Annotated in this window: 4 protein-coding genes; 3 read left to right on the forward strand and 1 reads right to left on the reverse strand. The window is 56.3% G+C overall.

Features of this window, described 5'->3' with window-relative positions; genetic code table 11:
• From K5905_RS30100 to K5905_RS30110, 3 genes are all read left to right on the forward strand, one after another.
• The coding region (locus K5905_RS30100; RefSeq protein WP_297591370.1) for an outer membrane beta-barrel protein at positions 1–435 on the forward strand (435 nt) is incomplete at its 5' end.
• A 76-nt stretch (positions 436–511) separates the two neighbouring features.
• On the forward strand, positions 512–1,783 hold the full coding sequence (locus K5905_RS30105; RefSeq protein ID WP_297591372.1) for a lytic murein transglycosylase: 1,272 nt from the start codon (positions 512–514) through the stop codon (positions 1,781–1,783).
• A 37-nt stretch (positions 1,784–1,820) separates the two neighbouring features.
• The gene (locus K5905_RS30110; RefSeq protein ID WP_297591373.1) at positions 1,821–3,014 is read left to right on the forward strand and encodes a DUF459 domain-containing protein; all 1,194 of its coding nucleotides are present in this window, start codon (positions 1,821–1,823) and stop codon (positions 3,012–3,014) included.
• Positions 3,015–3,087: 73 nt separating this feature from the next.
• Here K5905_RS30110 and K5905_RS30115 read toward each other — a convergent pair.
• Positions 3,088–3,468, reverse strand: a 381-nt coding sequence (locus tag K5905_RS30115) for an FAD-dependent oxidoreductase (RefSeq protein ID WP_297591375.1), incomplete at its 5' end; no start/stop codon positions are given.

A 3,468-nucleotide genomic window follows, 5' to 3' on the forward strand; every position in this document is an offset into this window, starting at 1 on the left:
GAGCTTGGCGTCGGCTGGCGGATAGAGGATATTGAAGACGATCGTCTGGACAACTTGTCCGGACTGGTCGTGGACGGATCGCTTGTCTGGTCACCCAGCCGGTTGACGACGATTACAGCGGGTGTTGGAACAAGCTTCCAGGCGACGGACATTGACGGTGCCAGCGGGTCGATTATCTATTCCGGCGATATCAGGCTGGCGCATGCCTTCAGTGACCGATTTGTGGGTGAAACCGGTGTTGGTTATAGCTATCGGACCTACGAAGGGGTTTCGATTGAAGAAAGCACCCTGACCGGCTTTGGCGGGCTGACCTTCGCGCTGACCCAGAATGTGGCTCTTACTGCAGACTACACACATCGCCGTTTCGACAGTTCGCAGGACGGCAGCGACTACACGGAAAATGCGATTGAAGCAGGACTTCGCTTCCGGCATTAACTGGGCAGTAACCTGAATAAATCATTGATGGACTGGGGGCAGTATCTAACACGGACCAGGGCGTAAGGAGGCCCCAATGCGGAGCTTTGGACGGCAAATTGTAAACGTGATGATTTCTTTGCCCCGAATTGCCGACGTCAAGTCACGTCTGCATCGTGTGTTAGCCACGACCTTGCTTTTTGCAGGTGTCGCCCTGGCCTCCCAGACAGCATATGCCGATCCCGGCTTTGATAAGTTTGTCCGAAATTTCTGGCCGAAAGCCAAGGCTGCAGGAGTTTCCTCGCAGACATATAACGCTGTCTTTACCGGTATGCAGCCTGATGACGACACGCTGCGCCTGATGAACAAGCAATCGGAGTTTGTAAAACCGATATGGGACTATCTCGACAGCGCTGTCTCAGAAGACCGGGTTGAGAAAGGGCGCAGGTTCCTTAAGGAATACGGCGTCGTTCTGCAGAATATCGAAGCGCGGTATGGGGTTGACCGGGAAGCCGTTCTGGCGATCTGGGGGATGGAGACCAACTATGGCGGCTACATGGGGCGTCATAATGTTATTCAAGCTCTGGCAACACTGGCATACGCTGCTCCGCGCCGGAAGAGTTTCTGGCAAAAGGAGCTGGTAACGGCTCTTGGCATTGTTCAGGCCGGTCATGTCCGCTTTCAGGACATGGAGGGGTCCTGGGCCGGTGCCATGGGACATACACAGTTCATGCCGTCGAGCTGGAAAGCCTATGCAGCGGACTACAACGGTGATGGTCGTCGCGACATCTGGACATCCATTCCCGATGCCCTGGCATCAACGGCCAATTATCTGAAAAGGCATGGTTGGCAAACAGGCAAGACCTGGGGTTACGAAGTCAAGCTGCCGGCGGGATTCAACTATCAACTTGCTGATGGTGACACGACGCTCAAGCTTGGTCAGTGGGCCAAACACGGTGTCCGTCGCTCCAACAGTAAAGGTTTTCCCCGCCCATCTGACAATGCCGTGCTTGTTTTACCGGCAGGTGCAAGCGGTCCGGCGTTCCTGATGCTGCGAAACTTCTATGTGATCAAGCGCTACAACAACGCAACAGCCTACGCGCTGGCTGTCGGGCATCTTGCCGACCGTCTTATTGGCGGTGGGCCATTGCAAGGTGACTGGTCTCGCGAACATATGCCGCTCAACAGGTCAGAAACCGCGGAACTACAGGCTCTGCTCAACCACCGGGGTTTCTCGGTGGGGGCGGCGGATGGCCGGATCGGTCCGGCGACCCGGCGAGGTATTCGGGCGTATCAGCAGGCGCGTGGATTGGTCCCAGACGGATATGCATCCGTTGTTTTGCTGGCGCACCTGAAACTCGGCGGTTAAACTGGCTTTCAAAATAGTATCCATTCAGGAGCCAGTAGTGATTTTCCTGCGGGAGAAGCTGAAGACGGACAAGGCTGCGAGGCTGATCTCGCAGCTGGTGATTGCAGCTGTTCTGGTTTTCGTTGCCCCTGGCATCACTGACGCTCTTGCGCAGGAACCTCCCGGCAAGGAAATTGTCGTTGCGCAAAACAATCCGTTTCGGGGTTTCAACCCGCTTGCACCGCTGCAACGGCTTTTCGACCGTGGCGACCAACGCCAACGACGAATTCAAAAGCAACAACCGCGGACACAGAAACAAAGGCCCAGGACGACACGCCCTGCAGGTGCCGCTCCGAAATTTGAAGTTCAGCCCAAAGATCCCGATGCCGGCCTGATTCTGGTCGTTGGTGACCGAATGGCACGCGGTGTTGCCGATGGCCTTGAGTTCACGCTGGCTGAAAAGCCTCAGATCCGTGTAGAACCTATCACCGTGGACCTGGGCGGGTTTGCCGGTGATGATGCCCCTGACTGGGCAACCCAGGTACTGGCCAAAATCCGGGGTGAGGATGTAAAGGCCGTTGTCGTCATGATTGGCCGGCGCGATATGGGAAAAGCATTTCCGGGTGATCCACCGATCGAATTCATGACGGCTGAATGGCTCGAGAGCTACAGGAGCAAGGTCGACGCTCTTATCCGTGTTGTTCGGCAGGAGAAAAAACCTATCGTCTGGGCGGGACTGCCGCCGACATTTGACGAACTGGTCAACGGCGACTTCACGCAACTGAATTCGATATTCCAGAGCGCATCGGAGGACCGGCGGGTTCGCTATGTCGATATCTGGGACATATTTCTGGCGGAAGACGGCAGTTATTCTTCCTACGGGCCGGATGTGAACGGCAAAAACACCAGGTTGCGGACGAAGAACCGGATCGGATTTACCTGGGCAGGATATCGAAAAGTTGCCTTTTTTGTCGAAAGGGAGCTGTCACGTCTGCTTGGCGGTTATGGTGGTCTGGCCTTTGAAGGGGTCGAGGATGATCCGAACTTTATTGTTCTGACCGGACGGACAACCTCGCCCGAAGCACTTCTGCTCGGTGGGGAAGACGATAAGGAAATCGACAGGGACAGCGCGGCCTATCGGTTTTTTGTGAAGGGGGAGACACTTCCCCCGATGCCGGGGCGTGTGGATGATCCAAGGTCTTCGGCCGAGGGCACGTCAGCGCTTGAAAGCGATTTCCCGAGCGGGTCCTGATCAACGACCTTGGATACAAATACAAACCCCGCCGGTGGTTTCCGGCGGGGCTTTGAATAGTAAGCGGTTTGACTTAGCGTGGCAGATCGGATGATCCGGTCAGAAATTCGTCCACAGCGCGGGCTGCCTGACGGCCTTCACGGATCGCCCAGACAACAAGTGACTGGCCTTTGCGCACGTCCCCGGCGGCAAACACCTTTTTCATGCTGGTTTTGTAGTCTTCGGTATTGGCTTTCACATTTGTGCGGCCGTCAAGGTCAAGCGCATCGCCTGCCTGTGCGATATAGGTGTCGAGCAGCGGGCCGGAAAAGCCGATCGCGGCAAGAACCAGGTCGGCACGCAAGATAAACTCCGTGCCCTCGATCGGGCGGCGCTTCTCGTCCACGCGCGCGCATTTGACGCCAACGACCTGACCGTCTTCACCGACCAGCGCGAGAGTCGCTGCAGAGAACTC

Origin of the sequence: Roseibium sp., assembly GCF_025698965.1 — a bacterium.
In the GTDB taxonomy this organism is placed as follows: domain Bacteria; phylum Pseudomonadota; class Alphaproteobacteria; order Rhizobiales; family Stappiaceae; genus Roseibium.

What these genes read in the sequence shown, in the direction of transcription:
- K5905_RS30105 (WP_297591372.1), top strand. Translation starts at nt 512, where the DNA reads ATGCGGAGCTTTGGACGGCAAATTGTAAACGTGATGATTTCTTTGCCC.